The 16838-nt window shown below is 42.3% G+C and carries 14 protein-coding genes; 8 read left to right on the top strand and 6 right to left on the bottom strand.

Going from position 1 to position 16838, the window contains the following annotated elements:
• Window positions 1-193, top strand: a 193-nt coding sequence (locus BUB77_RS30325; protein ID WP_207650875.1) for a hypothetical protein, incomplete at its 5' end; no start/stop codon positions are given.
• Between the two features lie 316 nt (window positions 194-509).
• Here BUB77_RS30325 and BUB77_RS28595 read toward each other — a convergent pair.
• Entirely contained in the window at window positions 510-1055 is a 546-nt protein-coding gene (locus BUB77_RS28595) for a GNAT family N-acetyltransferase (RefSeq protein ID WP_073280575.1), read from the bottom strand.
• Window positions 1056-1158: 103 nt separating this feature from the next.
• Entirely contained in the window at window positions 1159-1953 is a 795-nt protein-coding gene (locus BUB77_RS28590) for a class I SAM-dependent methyltransferase (RefSeq protein WP_084124843.1), read from the bottom strand.
• Window positions 1954-2337: 384 nt separating this feature from the next.
• On the opposite strand from BUB77_RS28590, the gene BUB77_RS28585 reads away from it, so the two are divergent.
• The 7 genes from BUB77_RS28585 (at window position 2338) to BUB77_RS28555 (ending at window position 9982) form a co-directional block, all read left to right on the top strand.
• On the top strand, window positions 2338-3042 hold the full coding sequence (locus tag BUB77_RS28585; RefSeq protein ID WP_073280576.1) for a response regulator transcription factor: 705 nt from the start codon (window positions 2338-2340) through the stop codon (window positions 3040-3042).
• Window positions 3032-4414 carry a HAMP domain-containing sensor histidine kinase gene (locus BUB77_RS28580; RefSeq protein ID WP_073280574.1) on the top strand — a complete coding sequence of 461 codons (1383 nt, stop codon included), beginning with the start codon at window positions 3032-3034 and terminating at the stop codon, window positions 4412-4414. The genes BUB77_RS28585 and BUB77_RS28580 overlap by 11 nt, the downstream gene beginning before the upstream one ends.
• Window positions 4415-4419: 5 nt before the next feature.
• Window positions 4420-5946 (top strand): amino acid adenylation domain-containing protein, encoded by a 1527-nt coding sequence (locus BUB77_RS28575; protein ID WP_073280573.1) that lies wholly within the window; start codon window positions 4420-4422, stop codon window positions 5944-5946.
• Window positions 5933-7108, top strand: coding sequence for a diaminopimelate decarboxylase family protein (locus tag BUB77_RS28570; RefSeq protein WP_073280572.1), 1176 nt, complete (start codon window positions 5933-5935; stop codon window positions 7106-7108). The genes BUB77_RS28575 and BUB77_RS28570 overlap by 14 nt, the downstream gene beginning before the upstream one ends.
• Before the next feature lie 86 nt (window positions 7109-7194).
• On the top strand, window positions 7195-7422 hold the full coding sequence (locus BUB77_RS28565) for an acyl carrier protein (RefSeq protein WP_073280571.1): 228 nt from the start codon (window positions 7195-7197) through the stop codon (window positions 7420-7422).
• 4 nt (window positions 7423-7426) lie between these two features.
• Window positions 7427-9010, top strand: a complete 1584-nt coding sequence (locus BUB77_RS28560; RefSeq protein WP_073280570.1) for an MBOAT family O-acyltransferase — start codon at window positions 7427-7429, stop codon at window positions 9008-9010.
• Between the two features lie 12 nt (window positions 9011-9022).
• Window positions 9023-9982, top strand: coding sequence for a hypothetical protein (locus BUB77_RS28555; RefSeq protein ID WP_073280569.1), 960 nt, complete (start codon window positions 9023-9025; stop codon window positions 9980-9982).
• Between the two features lie 207 nt (window positions 9983-10189).
• Here the strand turns inward: BUB77_RS28555 and BUB77_RS28550 are convergent, their stop codons facing one another.
• The 4 genes from BUB77_RS28550 to BUB77_RS28535 form a co-directional block, all read right to left on the bottom strand.
• The gene (locus tag BUB77_RS28550; RefSeq protein WP_073280568.1) at window positions 10190-12073 is read right to left on the bottom strand and encodes a leucine-rich repeat domain-containing protein; all 1884 of its coding nucleotides are present in this window, start codon (window positions 12071-12073) and stop codon (window positions 10190-10192) included.
• Window positions 12074-12219: 146 nt separating this feature from the next.
• On the bottom strand, window positions 12220-13485 hold the full coding sequence (locus tag BUB77_RS28545) for an MFS transporter (protein ID WP_073280567.1): 1266 nt from the start codon (window positions 13483-13485) through the stop codon (window positions 12220-12222).
• A 252-nt stretch (window positions 13486-13737) separates the two neighbouring features.
• Complete coding sequence (locus BUB77_RS28540) at window positions 13738-15924, bottom strand: DNA topoisomerase III (RefSeq protein ID WP_073280566.1); 2187 nt, start codon at window positions 15922-15924, stop codon at window positions 13738-13740.
• A 177-nt stretch (window positions 15925-16101) separates the two neighbouring features.
• The gene (locus BUB77_RS28535; RefSeq protein WP_073280565.1) at window positions 16102-16737 is read right to left on the bottom strand and encodes an ABC-2 transporter permease; all 636 of its coding nucleotides are present in this window, start codon (window positions 16735-16737) and stop codon (window positions 16102-16104) included.
• Between the last annotated feature and the right edge of the window lie 101 nt (window positions 16738-16838).

The following is a 16838-nucleotide window of genomic DNA, read 5'->3' as shown; positions in this document are numbered from 1 at the left end:
GAGCTCAGACAGTGGTATAATTTTACCTAGGAACAGCTGCCGCCATTTAAGTGTCATTAGGGAACTCCTCAATAGAAAATTACAAAAGGTAAGCCAAAATCATCTGGGGGTTGGCAATAAACCCTTGGACACAGCTGTTGTTTTGATTGGTCTTATAGGGTTTTGGGCACAGCAAATGTATAGAACCAAATAATGGATATACACAGATGACCAAGGGGGTTGTTTTGGCATTTTGTCTCAAGAGGTCCCTTATGACACTTAAGCGGCAGGAAACGTGACTAGGTGAAGCAGTGCCACTGTTTGAGCTTGATAACTAACACAGCCCTATTTGTTACAGCGAGTTTGGCACTGATTTGCCTGCCAGTTACGTTTTCTGCCGCTTTAGTGGAATATGGGTTCTCGCATAACAAAAGGTCAAAACAACCCCCTTGGTCATCGTCCGCTTCCATAAACTTCCTTTATACGTTTGTCGTGACCATAATTTAAAATATAAGGAATCTAGATTTCATTTAAGGTTTTATTCTCCCCATAACAATTGTATCATAGAATTTTCCGTCAGAAAGCAACTTGTCTTTTCGTAATACCCCTTCCGTCCGAAATCCCAGCTTTTTATATAAGCGTATCGCCGTTTCATTTGTCTCTAAGACACTCAGTGCCATTTTCTTAATTTCATTGTTATCTGCCCAGAATATGGAACGCTCCAGGAATTTTTTCCCAATTTGGTGTCCCCAGTAATCCTTAAGCACACATACACCGAATTCTACCTTGTGAGAAAGTCTTTTTAGCTCGCTGCCTTCGCACCTGGAAAAACCCACCAGCATCCCATCAGCTGCCGCAACAAGAAATAAATTTCTGCTGTTTTCCGTGTCTGCTTTAATTAACCGGCGAAATGCAGCTTCATCCAAATAGGCTTCTCCGCTTTCTCTGTCTAAATTCTCTGTTTCCACATCAATCTGCAGCCGCAGCCTGGAAAGCTCCTTCGCATCTTCTTCCGCTGCCGACCGGATGACATACTCCAAACCCTTCTCAAAATATTTCTGCTCTTCTATTCGCATACTTTTCCTATATGATGTGTTTATAGACCAACATCAATACCCTTCCATCCATATTTTATTACACCGGTGCCTGCCTTAATCATATATTTTAAAATTACTGTTTCTACCTGTCTGAAGTACCGCTGGAAATAAAGAGTCCGTATTCCTTCGGGATTTTAATGATACCATTTTCATCTTTTTTATTCTCAAATACCTCGTACAGTCTATCCCTGTTTTTTTCTTTGATATCAAGGATAGACCCCATGGAATAAATATAACGGATTAAATCATTGGTATCTGTAATCTCCAGACTGTCAATGTAATTCCTTCTCACCACACGATTAAAATACCTGCCAAGAAGAGCTCCTCCGTTCTGCAGTGTAAAGATATTCACATCCCCTTTTAAATTATTCTCCTGCAAAACCGATTGAATATATGTATGAATGCCGTTTTCCCCGTAGGTCGCCGAATAGAATTTCCCCTCTGTTTTTAATACCCTTGCCACCTCTAATAACGCTTTCCTTAAGTCCGGTACATGGTATAGCATCATATTGGCAATAACAATATCAAAGGAAGCATCCTCATAAGGTATCTCTTCTATATTAATCCTTTCAAAGCTTACATTGGAATAGTTTTGGTATTTCCTCCTGACCTCTTCTACCATTCCTTCTGAAAAATCCGATAAAATAAGGGAGCTGTCCTTACCGATAAGCCCAATCTTCTCCTTCCACATGTCACCGCTGCCACAGCCAAGCTCCAATATGCGGCAGCCATTTCCCAATTCATACTGTTCATAAATCCAGTTACCAAACCCCTGCTTATTTGTACTGTATTTACTATGTATTGCTATCCGGATGTCCAGATTATCCGTTTTTTCATATTGCTTTGCCACACTGCCGGCATTATTCATATTGTTCATGACAGCCTCCCTTATTTTGTATTGCCCAATACCTTTACTTCTTTGATTTACGCGCCCATATCGCTGCTATTATTTTAGCATATTTAGCAGTAAATAAACATAGAACATTTTCTTATTTTTTACAATTTCGCAATGATAACTGCAATAACCCCTGGGTCAGCTCCGTCACGGCAAAGAACTCCTATATTACCAGCATATGGTGGCAAAGGGAGGTCAAAGGGCTTTTTCTCAGGGTTATCTATTACAAATTTCTATTAAAATCTTTTCATATTCCTTAATATTTCTTAATTCCCCGTAATCTAAGTTGTTATTCCCGCTACAAATGTTATAATCATTCATATTTGAAAAATTACAATAAAAGGAGGTTGATGTTTCTTGAGTACAGTGCAGCAGATTTTAGTAGTTGATGATGACACCGATATCAGAGAGGTTCTTCGTATTCAACTGGAAAATAAAGGCTACTTTGTTTCAGAGGCTGTGAACGGCAAAGAAGCTGTTGAAGCTGTCTCCCTCAATCCCGATATTGACTTAATTATTTTAGATGTGATGATGCCTGAGCTTTCCGGCATTGATGCCTGTGAAGAAATCCGTAAGCTATCCTCCGCTCCCGTATTATTTTTAACTGCCAAGTCAAAAGAAAGTGATAAGGCAATAGCCTATGAGAACGGCGGCGACGATTACCTGGTCAAGCCTTTTTCACAAGCGGAATTACTAATGAAAATACAATCCCTGCTGAGAAGATATATGGTTTATAAGGGAAAAGCCGAATCCGGCAGCAATAGTTCCCAGATACATCTGCAGGATATTTTAATTGATACCCCAAACCGTACCGTTTACCGTGAAAATCAAAAGATCGACCTTACTGATACGGAATTTCAGGTATTGATGTACCTTGAACGAAATAAGGGAAAGGCCAAGGACGCCCAGGCAATCTATGAAGGTGTCTGGAACGAAAAATTTTTTCCTGCCTCTACCAATACGATTATGGTACACATATTAAATCTCCGCAAAAAATTAGAATTGGATTTTAACAACCCTTCGATTATACGCACCATCTGGGGAAAGGGTTATCAAATTGATGAAGCATAAGAGGTTATTTTCTTTACGGTATAAACAGATATTCATATTGCTGTTAGGAACGCTGGTCAGCCTTGGTATGTACTTTTTAGTACAGTCCTCCGGAGATTTCCTGATTGAGAAAAAATATCTTAACGAAAAAGCCGAAACAAAACGGTTGGTAAGCTACCAGAAGTCCCTTGAAAGCTACATCAGGAAAAATCATGTATCCATCAAGAATGTCCGGGCTATTTCAAAATGGGTAAAGGCTCATAAATACGTATATCTGGTTATTTATGATGCGGATGAAATTGTTTATGAATCCGGATATTGGGACGATAAATATACTGCCTATGAAATTACCGGAACCACCGACCAAGGCAATGCCGCCGGCCCTTTCGAAGAGGCAGGGGGCAGAGCGGACATAGAGTCCAGCCTTGACCGTTCTGTAAGCCGGATAGCTTTCAGTGACGGCACCTATACCTCATCCATCCTGGACTCCTCGGAATTAGAATGGTATAACATTGTAACTTTTGTTTCATTGGGCGTTTTTTTCTTTTTTCTGTTTTTGATATTAATACTCTATAACCACCGTATTATAGCCCGTATCATGCTGCTGTCAAAGGAAGTGTCCCTTATCGAAAAGGGCAATACAGAACAGCCGATTATTCACAGGGGAAATGATGAAATTACTTTGCTTGCGGTAAATGCGGACAATATGCGCAATTCAATTATTGCAAGACATAAAAGCGAAAAAGAAGCCTGGGAAGCCAACAGTGAATTAATCACCTCCATGTCCCATGATATCCGCACACCATTGACATCCTTAATCGGATACCTGGAAATTCTGGATGCAAAGAATTACCATTCCGAAGAGCAATTGGATAAATATATAAAAAGCTGCAAAACGAAATCCATTCAATTAAAGGACCTATCCGATAAGCTGTTTCAGTATTTTCTTGTGTTTGGAAAAGAAAAGATTTTGATGCAGATGGATACCTTTGATGTCAGAATCCTTTTTCAGCAATTACTTAGCGAGCATGTCTTTGATCTAAGCAATCTTGGATTTCAGGTGAAAACAGAATTTGTAGAACAGTCCTGTATTATAACGGCTGACATCCAGTATTTAAAGCGCCTGTTTGATAATTTGTTCTCCAATGTCAGAAAATATGCCAGCCCTGAGGGTCAGGTGACTGTAATCGGCTATATCGAAGGCAGTGACTTAATTATCAGCATTTCCAATGACATCAGGAAGGACAGTACAATTCAGGACAGCACCAACATTGGATTAAAGACCTGTCAGAAAATAGTGGAACAAATGAACGGAACCTTTATCATCCAAAAGGATTTTTCCCATTTTGAAGTCCGCACCGTTTTTCCGATTAAACCTATTAGAGAGGAGTAAATTCCATGAGAAATGTTTTGGAATATCTTGAACATTCCGCCGAAAAATATCCGGATAAAACAGCAGTAGAGGATATGGCAAATAAATGCTCCTATAAGGAACTATTACAGAATGCGAAACGCATTGGCAGTTCACTGGCAGCCATTGAAACTCCCGGAAGGCCTGTGATTGTATTTATGGATAAAAGCATAGAAGCCTTAACCGCCTTTTTAGGAATTGTATATGCGGGATGCTTTTACATCCTGCTCAATCCGGAGCAGCCGCCTTTACGGATACAACAGATTCTGGGTGTTGCAAAAGCAAATTATATCATCACTCCCGGTGAAACTGCCAATACGCTTCGGGATATTGAATTTACCGGAAAACTGCTTCCTTATAACGATATTATAAATCACGAAATCACCGAAGAAAAATTACAGCTTATCAGAGCTTTGTCCCAGGATATCGACCCATTATACTGTAACTTTACTTCCGGTTCCACCGGTATACCAAAGGGCGTTTTAGTAAGCCACCGTTCTGTCATTGATTTTATGGAGTATTTTCCTTCCCTGTTCCACATTACAGAGGCGGATATCATCGGCAATCAGGCACCTTTTGATTTTGATGTATCCGTTAAGGATATTTATTCCACCCTTAAGACCGGAGCGACCATGGTTATTATACCCAAAAAGTTTTTTTCTATCCCCATGCAGCTCCTTGACTACCTCTGCGAGCATAATGTAACGACCCTGATATGGGCGGTATCGGCCTTATGTATGATTACACAGTTAAAGGGCTTGACCTATAAGGTTCCCCAAGCCGTAAACAAGATTTTATTCAGCGGTGAAGCAATGCCCATCAAGCATCTGAATATTTGGAAAAGGTACCTGCCGGATGCCGCTTATGTGAATCTGTACGGCCCTACGGAAATCACCTGCAACTGTACTTATTACCCCATTAACAGAGACTTTGAGCCCGATGAGGCATTGCCGATCGGAAAGGCATTTCCAAATGAAAAGGTCTTCCTGCTGGACGAGGAAAACCATCAAATCACTGAGGAAGGAACCACCGGTGAGCTGTGCGTTTCCGGTACGGCCTTGGCCTTAGGCTACTATAACAATCCCGAACAGACCGGGAAGGCTTTTGTGCAGAACCCGCTGAATTCCCGTTATCTGGAGCCAATTTACAGAACGGGTGACCTTGCCTTTTACAACAGGGACGGTGACCTTTGCTTTGCAGGCAGAAAGGACTTCCAGATTAAACATATGGGGCACCGCATCGAATTGGAAGAAATCGAGCTGATCATAAACAGCTATCCGGGCCTGGAAAGAGCCTGCTGCCTGTTTGATACGGTAAAGAACCGGATCATAGCCTGCTATGTGGGAGCTATGGAAGGAAAGCAGCTACAGAGCAGGATGCAGGAGTCCCTGCCTGCCTATATGATTCCAACAGCCTTTTACTCCTTAACAGAGCTGCCAATTACCGCAAACGGAAAAATCGACAGGAAAAAATTATTGGAGGTATACGGAGGTAATAACCATGAACGAAGATAAATTCAGCCAGGCAATCAGCCAATTTAAAACTCCCTTCTATCTCTTTGATACGGACAGATTGGCTGTTCAAATCCAAAAAATCAGAGCTTCCCTTGGAACAGAGGTGGAATTATGCTATGCCATGAAAGCCAATCCCTTTCTTATAAAAGAAATGGAGGACATTATTGAGAGCTTTGAAGTCTGCTCCCCCGGTGAATTCCATATATGTGAGCGCTCGGGCGTCAGTATGGATAAAATCGTCCTGTCCGGTGTTTATAAAAAGCCTGAGGATATCGAATACGTTCTGAGCAAATATGGGAATCAGATCATTTATACCATTGAATCCCTTTCCCATTGGGAAATCATTGAGGAATATACGAGAAAGCATCAATTGCCGGTCCGGGTTCTGCTGCGTCTGACCTCGGGTAACCAGTTTGGCATGGATGAAAGCCTGCTTCGGCAAATCATTGAAAAAGCCCCCTATCCCTTTATAAGCATTGAGGGAATTCAGTTCTTTTCCGGAACACAGAAAAAGGCTCCAAAAAAACTGGAAAAGGAGCTGAGTATGCTTGACGGGCTTTGCCTGGATTTAAAAGAGCAATATGGCTTTCAGGTAGAAAAATTAGAGTATGGGCCAGGCCTTCCCATTTGCTATTTTGAAGAGGAAAAGGACGAGGAGGAGGAAATGCTAAGCTCCCTGTCCCTGCTGATAAAAGATCTGAAATTCGGCGGTAAGGTGGCCCTGGAAATGGGAAGATTCATAGCTGCTCCCTGCGGAACTTACGTAACAAGCGTTGTGGATACAAAGATAAATAAAGGCCTGTCCTACTGCATTGTGGACGGAGGTATGCATCACATAAACTACTATGGGCAAATGCTGGCAATGAAAAAGCCCCCCATCCACCTCTGGAATAAGCAGGACGGGGAAACAAAGGAATGGACCGTATGCGGCTCATTATGTACCGTGAACGACGTCCTTGTAAAGCAGTATCCCTTTACAGGCCTTCGTCAGGGAGATAAATTAATCTTTCACAAGGTCGGCGCTTATTCCGTAACAGAAGGTATTTCGCTCTTTCTCAGCCGTGAGCTGCCCCAGGTGCTTTTATATTCGGAGAAAGATAAAATCCGCCTGGCAAGAAAGAATTATCCTACGGATATCTTAAATTATTTTGAGCTTTCATGAAAGCTTATATAGATTGTAAAGAAATATTTTACAAAACCAAAATTATCAATTACTATTATAAAAGAACATAAAAGGAGATTAAAAACATGGAAAAATTATTAGCTATTTTAGAGGACATTAACGCAAATATTGATTATGAAACAGAAACCCGCCTGATTGACGGCGGTCTGCTGGATTCCTTTTCGATTCTTTCCCTTATTCCGGAACTGGAGGATGCCTTTGGAATCGAAATCACCCCTGTTGATTTGGTGCCGGTCAATTTTAATTCAGCAAAAGCTATGTGGAGCATGATAACAAGGCTGCAAGAGGAATAATACTATGACTTACAATTCACTTTTATACCTTTTAGTATTTTTACCGGCTGTCCTGCTGTTTTACCAGCTTGTACCGGCACGGCACCGCCCGAAGGTACTTTTAATTGCCAGCTACATTTTTTTCTGTTCCATAAGCGGGAAGCTTCTGGTGTATTTGCTTCTTTCCACGCTTTCCATTCATTATATAGGACTTTGGCTTTCCTATAGCAGAAAAGACTATCTGGTAAAAGAGCAGGCTGCGGACGATAAAAAGGCTCTGAAAGCTGTCTACGCCAGGAAAAACCGCGGAATACTGTGGTTTGGAATCGGAATGCAGCTTGGGATGCTATTGGTATTAAAATATGCCGATTTCTTTGGGGGGAATATTAATGAGCTGTTAAAGCTGTTATCCTCCCCGGTACTTCTGCCGGAATTTAAATTTGCCTTACCCATCGGTATATCCTTTTATACCCTGCAGGCAATTTCCTACCTGGTGGATGTATATTACCAAAAAATAGAGGCAGATGACAATCTGGGAAGATTAGCCTTATACATGGCCTTTTTCCCTGGCCTTATGGAAGGACCTATCTGCCGCTACTCTCAGACAGCCGAGGCCCTGGATGCAGGCAAGCCCCTGGAATATAAGAACATAACCTTTGGTACACAGCGGATACTCTGGGGATTGTTCAAGAAGCTCATTATTGCAGACCGTTTGAATATGCTGGTGGTAACAGTCTTTGACAAGCCGAACCATTACGGCGGAGTTACTGTTATCGCAGCTGCTATTCTCTACACCTTTCAGTTGTATGCTGATTTTTCCGGCTGTATTGATATGACAATCGGTACTGCTGAAATGTTCGGCGTGACCATTCCTGAAAACTTTAAACAGCCCTTTTTCTCCAAGAGTGCTTCTGAATTCTGGAGGCGCTGGCATATTACCCTTGGTGCCTGGTTAAAGGATTATATCTTTTACCCCATATCCTTAACCAAGTTTGTTAAGAACCTGGGCAAAAGTTCAAGGGCGAAATTCGGGAAACACATGGGACAGATTATTCCCTCCTCCATTGCCTTGTTTGGCGTATGGCTCTGTAACGGCCTGTGGCACGGAACGGGCTGGAATTATATTTTCTTTGGCTTATACTATTTCACGCTGATTATGCTGGGCAATCTTTTTGAGCCGCTGATACAAAAGCTTACGGATTTCTTAAGGATAAACCGGAACAGTGCTTACTACCATGTATTCCAGACAGTCAAGACGCTGCCCATTATCTTTATCGGAGAATTATTTTTCAGGGCAAATGACCTGGCCAGCGGCATGAAAATGTTCGGTTCTATTTTCACCGGCTTTCGTATCGCTGATGCAGCAAATGGCACCCTGTTAAATCTGGGGCTGTCCCTAAAAGATTTTGCAGTAGTATTTGCCGGCTTTGTACTGGTATTAATCGTTGGAATCTTACATGAACGTGGAATTTCCATTCGTGAAAAAATCGCCGGCTGGAACATTGTGGCACGCTGGGGCTTCCTGTATGCGGCTATCCTGCTGGTAATCATTTTCGGAGCCTATGGCAGCGGGTATATACCGGCTAAATTAATATATGCAGGATTTTAAGAGGTAAAACTTATGAGAGCTAAAATAATAAAACCTATTTTATTTATAACCGGGATGTTTCTTTTATTGTACGGTCTGTCCTATTTCTTCCTCCCCTATAACAGTACGGGTGAGGGACCCTATAAGAAGATGAAAGGAATCTTAAGTGCACCGCCCCACACAATTGATTATGTAACAATCGGTGACAGTGAGTGCAGCACCAGTATTTCCCCCATGGAAATCTGGAGAACCCACGGCTATGCCGGCTACAACTGCGGTGTACCGGGACAGCGCCTCCAGGATACCTACTATATGCTGGGTCAGCTGCTGCAAAAGCAGTCACCAAAGGTAATCTTACTGGAAACCAATTCCTTCTACCGGAATTTTAAATATACAAATGCCCTTCAGGGTGCTGTTGATGAAACTGCTAAAAATTTATTTCCAATATACAAATATCATAACAGCTGGAAATATTTTAATATTGATATGTTAACGACCATGAACAGAAAACTTCCTGCCCTTCCAAAAGCCTATAAGGGTTACCAGTATAATATCACCACAAAGCCTTACACAAAGGGTCCCTATGTTCGCAAGACAAGAGTGCGCCAGAAGATAGGTGACCAGCCTTTGCTGTATTTAAACAAAATCGTTGATTTATGCAAGGAAAATGACATTCAGTTGATTTTATACAGTGCTCCCACGCCTTTATGCTGGACCTATGAAAAGCACAATGCCGCAGCAGCCTTCGCCAAAAAGAATGCTCTGCCCTATATTGACTTGAATCTACATACCGCCAAATTAGGTATAGACTGGTCAAGAGATACCCGTGACAGAGGAAATCATCTGAATTATTACGGAGCTAAAAAGGTAACAGACTATATGGGCTTATATTTATCCACCCACACTGATTTAACAGATCACCGCAAACAAAAACAATACCTGTCCTGGAATAAAGCATTGAAGAAATACTTAACCCTGATCTGGGAGGCCTGATCCCTGCCCTGGTTAGTTTTCTGTGCTGTAACAGTATAGAGGCACCTGCTATATGGATATGCTACTCCCTGCGGTAAACAATTATTATTTAACTGTTTACCTGGCAGGGGGCGGTTCATATAGCAGATGCCTCTTTTTTATATTTATTAATTATTTATTGATAAAGATTTTTGTATTTATGCTGCCTTATTGCTCTTTTTAAAACTATTACTTAATCACAAAGTCACAGGTAAAACCAGTTTTTGAATATACTGCTTTTACAGGGCTGTAATTGCTGATGATATTCCCCTTCAAATACAGCTCTTTTAAATTCACCAGCTTCTTTAATGCTGTGATACTCTTGATTTTATTCTCACGCAGATAGAGCTTCTGCAGGTTTTTCAAAGAAGACAGTGGGTTTACGGATACTATCTGGTTGCCGTTAAGGGACAGCACTTCCAACTTGGTCAGTTTTTTAAGAGGACTGATGTCGGATATGGAATTACGCTGCAGATAAAGTACCCGAAGCTTTGTCAGGCTTTTCAGGGCTGTTATGTCCTTTATGCCCAATTGTCCGGCATCCAGATATTCAAGATTAGTCAACCGGCTGATATCCTTTAGGCTTTTTACTCCCTGGGGCAGCTTTAAGCGGTATATGCTCTGTATTTCTGAAAGTGACAGCTTACCGGAGGCTTTTCCAAGCTTCTCTCTGACTGCCTTTTCTACGGCTTTATCTGAAAAGCTTACATATTTACTGCTTTCTGGCGGCTGGGTATCATAGGAACTCATTTCTGAGATAATCGTATTCCAGCCGTTCAAATGAAACTTCAATCCTGTGGAATCATTATAATCCGGAAGATTTGCAAGGCTCCAAAGGGAAATGCCTCCCAGGCCATAAGCCTTTGCTAATTCAATCTTTGCACTGATACTGGTACTGTCTTCATAAATCATCACATTCCAGGACTTGTCAGAGGTATTATAATATTGAATATAGGGGCTTTGCAGCTCATTATTATACCCATAGGTGATATTCTGCCCATAACCATCTGTGTTATCCACCCGTGCCTTTACAGCTTTATATAGCGGGGATACCCTCCCCTGGCGGCTTAAGGTCCCTGCCGGAAGCGTCTTCCAGCTTTGTGCATTTGCCGCATCAAACTGCCACTGGGCAGTATCGAAGGAAATCTGAAGCCAAACTTTTGAAAGCTGTGAAGCATCTGCGGCCCCTTGCCGCATCTCCTCTAATGCCTGCCTTAACTTCGGTACCGGCGCCAGACTATTAATGGGTTCCAATGCATCGTAGCCGGTATACTGCTCAACCTGGCTCTTTTTCAATTTCTCCGACGGCTCATAATCATGTGCCATGATAATTACCCTGTCTGCAGCATCCAATATGGCAGAATAATCATAACCGTCATAATATAAGCTGGGATTTACCGCTACATACAGCTTTTTCCCAATGGAATCCAATTGTGTCTTCAGCTTTGCTAAAAACTGGTTGAAGTAAGTACTGATCTGGTTCCCATCCTTGTTGCGAAGTCCTTCAAAGTCAATCACCACACCGTCATAATATATGCCTTCTCCCTGGGTTATATCCGCCTGCATGGCATTCATGACAGCCTGGACCATGGCTGACTGTTCATTGGCATCCGGCAGCAGCTTCATAGAATCACTGCCATCCATATATACACTTAACTGAATGGACTTTCCTTTGCTCTTTGCATATTCTATGGGCTGGAGGTAATCCTGGGGGTAATAGAAACCATAATTACCATTCTTGCCCTTTACGGTATTGAGATTACCGGAATCCCCTCCATCTATCCTGCTCCAGGCAAAACTTACGGAATCCAGATTATCTATGTATTGCTGCATCTTATCGGAAAAAGCTCCATTGGAAGGGTAAAAGCCATGCAGCTCTCCCCCTTTTTGATTCCCTGTACCGGCAGTACTATCAGCAGCCTGGCTGCCGTTACCCGGGGTATTTTCCGCAGCAATTGCAGGCAAGGGCTGTATGGTATACACCATCATCATTATGAAGCATATACACAGTCTGAACATTCTGCCTGCAAGCTTGCTTATCGTGCTTTTCTTATCTGTTATATTACTTTCCAACTTAAAATAACCTCCTATGTATTGAAATAGTATCAATGATACTGCCAATCCTGTTCCCGTTTATGTACAGGATTGTACTTTTCTAACACTAGAGTACTCTAATGGGACCAATCTGTCCACTTAATTTTTTATTAAGAACCAGCTGCTTAAGAATCAAAATTCTCCAATAAGCTGCTCCTTTTCTCCGGTCTGGCATCTCCATGCTTAACCAGCAGCATGGTACACAGAGATAAAAGTGAGAACACAACAGCATATGGAAAGAGTGTATAGTAGGAAATATGCTCCAATAAAAATCCCGACACGATGGGTGTAATTATCTGTGCCGACATGGAAAAGGTGTAGTACAGGCCGGTATATTTCCCAACCTCCGAGCCCTTGCTCATCTCAACCACCATGGGGTAGGAATTCACATTGATGGCTGCCCATCCAATACCCGTTACTGCAAAGACAAGATAAATCATGACTGAAAACTCCTGGAAAAGCATTCCTGTAAAATAGGAGGCAGTTAAGAGCAGGATTCCTCCTATTATTGTATTTTTACGCCCGAACTTCCCGGAGAGCATTCCTATCGGTATGTAGCTTATGATAGCAGCAATCGTAGCGACCAGCAGGCAGTTGGCAAAGCTGCCGCCCTTTAAATCCCATACCTTAACGGCATATCTGGAAAACGCAGTCGTTACGGCATTATATGCCATAAACCACAAAAATATGGATACCAGTATAAAGATCAGGCTCCTTTGAACCTCTTTGGGTAATTTGCCGGTATCCCTTCCGCTCTGCTCTTCGCCTTCGCCTTCCTCTTCCTCCGACTTGACCGCTAATTTATTTTCCTTCACCCTGCTCACTAAAACCATAACCGATATCAGCATTAAGGCCGCAACTGCAAGGAACACAAATATATAATCCGGTTTATCCACCTGTTTCACTAAAAGCTTGATCATTACAAGGGAAAATACACCGCCTGCCGCACCCATCAGGTTGATGACCGCATTGGCCTTGCTCCTTAACGGCTTTGGCGTTACATCAGGCATTAAGGCTACTGCCGGAGAGCGGTAGGAGCCCATGGCAACCAGCAGTAAAAGCAAAGTTGTCACAAAGAGTACCATATTTCCCAGCATATCGGCTGCCGGGAGTATCATCATTAATACCACCGCAGATATAGTACCAAACAGGATAAACGGTGTTCTTTTCCCTAATTTGGTATTTACCTTATCCGAATAGGCCCCAAATACAGGAAGCAGGAAAATGGCTAGAACATTGTCCAGGGCCATTACCGTTCCGGTCACCGTCTCTCCCAGCTTAAAGGTATTCTGCAGCATCAAAGGTATAATCGTATCGTACAGCTGCCAAAAAGCGCAAATTGACATAAATGCCAGACTGATTAAGAAAGTTCTCTTATAGTTTAGTTTCATCGAGCTCTCCTTTTTAATATTTTCACAAATGCTTCTATCTTATTAATAGCATTAAAGCAGTGATTCTACAAGCGTTATTATGAAAATTTTAACAACAATTTACGTATTATAATCAACTTGCCTGAATGTATAAAAAAAAGCCACAGGCTTCATGCACCTGCGGCTTTTTCGCCTGGAATGACAAGCGGAAAACAATCCTGCCCTAATCCTTCCAGAACTTTAACAATATTTATCACGAAATTAATGTTTTGCTCATTTTTCCAGCTTCAGCTTAGCAAATGCATCTGCAAATGCCGTATTCACCGGTTCCTTCTCTTCCTTCTTTACCTGGTTCATATACTTTGCAACATCCTTTTTGCTGACACCGGCACCTTCCTTCTGGCGTCTTTCCTGGAAGGCTGACAATTTCTCCTTGTGTCCGCAGGAGCAGGTAAAGGTCTGCCCTTCCCCCTGTCCTGTCAGTTCCATCTTCTTATGGCATACCGGGCATCTGGCATTACTGGTTCTGGCTATGGTTTCACGATGTCCGCATTCCCGGTCCTGGCACACCAGCATCCTGCTGTTTTTACCGTTAACAGCTAGCATATTTTTACCGCAGACAGGGCACTTCTTATTGGTCAGATTATCATGCCGGAATTTACCGTCACCGTTCTTGATTTCTGTTACGATTTCTTTGGTATAGGCAGTCATTTCATCCATCAGCTCCTGCTTTTTCAGCTTTCCTCCGGCTATTTTGGCAAGCTTCATTTCCAGGGAAGCCGTAAGCTCCGGCTTCTTCAAATCCTCCGGCACCAATTCCAAAAGCTGCTTTCCCTTGGAAGTAATGACAATGTCCTTACCCCTTTTCTCCATAAGAAAGGTATTGAACAGCTTCTCAATGATGTCTGCACGGGTTGCCACTGTTCCAAGTCCTCCGGTCTCACCCAGGGTTTTGACCATCTCCCTGTCCTTTTGTTCCAGAAAGTGAACGGGATTTTCCATGGCAGACAGCAGGGTTGCCTCGTTAAACAGAGCAGGGGGCTTTGTTTTTCCCTCAGTAACTGCAAAGACAATGGGCTTTAATACATCGTTTTTCTGGAGCCTTGGCAGGCTTTTGCTTTCTGTGTCCTCATAAGAAACCGTTTCTGAAAGGCTTTCATATACCTCCTTATAGCCTAAGGATTTTGTTATTCTGCCCTTAGCAGTAAATTCTTCACCTTCTGCCCGTACTTTTACAGTGGCTTCCTCATATTCATAAGGAGGATACAGAACTGCAAGGAACCGCCTGACCACCATATCATAGATTTTTCTTTCATCCGAGCTCATGTTATCAAGATTCACATACTGCTCCGTCGGTATAATTGCGTGATGGTCACTTACTTTTTGATTGTCCACAAAGGAGGAATTTGTAACGATTGGTTTTCTCGCTAACAGGGCGGCCGATTTTTTGAAAGGTCCTATGCTGATGGCTTCCAGTCTTTCTTTCAGGGTGCCTACTATATCCGTTGTCAAATACCTGGAATCCGTTCTGGGATATGTCAATACCTTATGATTTTCATATAAGCGCTGCATGATATTTAAGGTTTCCTTCGCTGAGAAATCATACCGGACATTTGCATCCCTTTGAAGCTCCGTTAAATCATACAAGCCGGGAGAATAAGACTTTTTGGTAACGGTATTGAATTCTGTTACCAGGCCTTCCTTCCCCTTTAGCTTTTTTACCAGCTCCTCTATTCTGCCTTTATCCGGGATCGTAGTCCCTCCTGATCTGGAATCCTTCCAGGTAAGGGTCATTCCATTTACCTGGCCAATCAACCCAAAATAGGGTGTTGGCTTAAATTTTCTGATATCCTCTTCTCTTTTTGCGATCATCGCCAGAGTTGGTGTCTGAACACGGCCGCAGGAAAGGCTTGCATTGTATTTGCAGGTAAGGGCCCTTGTGGCATTCATGCCGACGATCCAGTCCGACTCTGCTCTTGCCTCGGCAGCCCTGAAGAGGTTGTCATATTCCCTGCCGTCTTTTAAATGGGAAAAGCCTTCCCTGATGGCTTTATCCGTAACGGAGGATATCCATAATCTCTTAATGGGCTTTTTACTGCCTGCCTTTTCCAGTATCCATCTTGCCACTAATTCCCCTTCCCGTCCGGCATCTGTGGCAATAATAATATCCGACACGTCCTTCCGGTGAATCTGCGTTTTTACTGCCTGAAACTGCTTCCCGGTCTGCTTCATTACAACCAGCTCAAACTTTCCCGGCAGCATGGGCAGGTCGTCTATCTTCCATTCCTTATATCTGTCATTATAATTTTCCGGGTCAGCCAGGGTAACCAGATGTCCCAGTCCCCAGGTAACGATGTATTTTTCTCCTTCTATTACACCGTTCAGATTTTTTGTGCATTTAAGTACCCTTGCGATATCCTTTCCCACAGAGGGTTTTTCAGCTATTACTAATGATTTCATAATTAACTCCTATTTGCTTCTGATAAGCAGTCCTGCGCTGTTTAAGATGGCTGCTATTGTCTTCACTTCCTGATACTTACCCTGTTAATTGTAACATAAAATACAGAATAAGTCTTCCCAAATACTGACGGAGGCAAGCAAATGCGAAATCAAATGATGGATACCAGAGGACAGGTACTACAATTCCTTCTTTTCATAAATTCCTACCGATATCCTGTAGGATAAAACAAAAATAAGCGCCACGATAAACGGTGATACATATAATACATGCTCCATCTGGACATCCGTTGGCTTTGGAATATTATATTTCTCCATCAGCTTTGCAAAAGCAACTAGCAGGAACGCCGGAACACCAAATATAACAAACATGATCATTCGGGCTTTCTCAACACCAAACCGGAATAATACCGGCAGCACCAAACTAAACAATAATAAAGCTACCATAATGATTGCACCGCAGGCTGCCAGGGTCTCTTTAATTGTTCCAAACTTAAGCACTACGTTCATGATGCATCCAAATATTCCGGAAACAACTCCTCCCACTACTGTGAGGAGCACCAGTAATACGTATTTTTCCAATACAATATCTTTTTTGATCAGGGGCATTGTCAAGGCATATTTATCCCATTTGGCTGCTTCATCATAGGCAATTGAGGTCATTACCAGCATGGAGGTCATCAGCACTGCCATCCCAATCAAATAAGGTGCATTTTTCATAGATAACGAAAATACCCCCAGTACTGCAATAGCTAACACTATCTGTTTTCCGCTTTTCTTTAAATTCACAATGTCTTTTAAAAGTAATCCTTCCATCTTATCTCCTTTCGTAAATATCAAACCTTTGATTTGATATTTCTGAATACGCTCGAAGGTACAATCTTAGTGTGAAAATTGCTTTTTAATTTTCACACTAA

Origin of the sequence: Anaerocolumna jejuensis DSM 15929 (assembly GCF_900142215.1) — a bacterium.
GTDB lineage: Bacteria > Bacillota > Clostridia > Lachnospirales > Lachnospiraceae > Anaerocolumna > Anaerocolumna jejuensis.
The sequence above is the reverse complement of the archived record's forward strand: the minus strand, read 5'-3'. Positions and strand labels throughout refer to the sequence as shown.